1 protein-coding gene is annotated in these 1,018 nt (G+C 63.9%); it reads left to right on the top strand.

Annotated features, from left to right (window positions below):
• Positions 1-32: 32 nt before the first annotated feature.
• Positions 33-1,018, top strand: a 986-nt coding sequence (locus VJ307_00015) for an ATP-dependent 6-phosphofructokinase (GenBank protein ID HJX72509.1), incomplete at its 3' end; no start/stop codon positions are given.

Here is a 1,018-nt window from a genome sequence, read left to right as displayed (position 1 = left end):
CGTCCCCATTTTCACTTGCGGCCGGCAAGCGTATGGCCTATAAGAGAGGAGGAGTCCGGGATCCCGTCCGGACTTCTGGAGGTAGCCGGATGTACAGAAAGAATCGGATTGCCATCCTGACCGGGGGAGGCGACGCCCCGGGCATCAACGCCGTCATCCGGGCCGTGGCTAAGAAGGCCATCCTGGAATGCGGGATGGAGGTGATCGGTGTCGAGGACGGATACGAGGGTCTCATCCGCAACCGCCACCGCAAGCTCCACTACGATGATGTCTCGGGGATTCTTACGGTCGGCGGGACGATCCTCGGCGCCTCGAAGATCTCCAACCCGTACCGGTATGCCGCTCGAGCGGGCGGCCGAGTCGTTTTCAAAGACGTTTCCAGGAGGGCGATCCGGAACGCCCGGGCCTTGGGGATAGACGCCCTCGTCTGTATCGGCGGCGACGGGACGCTGGGCATCGCCCACCGCCTGATGAAGGACGGCGTCGCGGTCGTGGGAATTCCGAAGACAATTGACAACGATATCCGGGGGACGGAAGTCACCTTCGGTTTCGACTCGGCTGTGGCCATCGCCGCTGAGGCCATCGACCGGCTCCACACGACCGCCCAATCGCATCACCGCGTTATGATCATCGAGGTCATGGGTCATCGGGCCGGCTGGATCGCGCTTTACGCCGGGGTGGCGGGCGGAGGCGATATCATCCTGATCCCGGAGATTCCCTATGATACCGGCGCTATTGCAGCCAAGGTCAAGGAGCGCAACCGAAGGGGACGGCGGTTCAGCATTGTCGTCGTCGCCGAGGGGGCCAAGCCAAAGGGCGGAGACGTGGTCGTCAAAAGGATGGTCGAGAAAAGCGCCGACCCGGTCCGGCTGGGCGGGGTCGGGTTCGTCCTCCAGGATCAGCTCGAAAGAAGCACCGGTTCGGAAACGCGGACTGTCGTCCTCGGTCACCTTCAGAGAGGTGGGTCCCCGACGGCCGCCGACCGCGTCCTGGCGACCGGGTTGGGCGCCAAAGCCGT

The organism is Candidatus Deferrimicrobiaceae bacterium (genome assembly GCA_035256765.1).
Classification (GTDB): Bacteria; Desulfobacterota; Deferrimicrobia; order Deferrimicrobiales; family Deferrimicrobiaceae; genus CSP1-8.
This window is presented reverse-complemented; position numbering and strand designations above follow the sequence as displayed.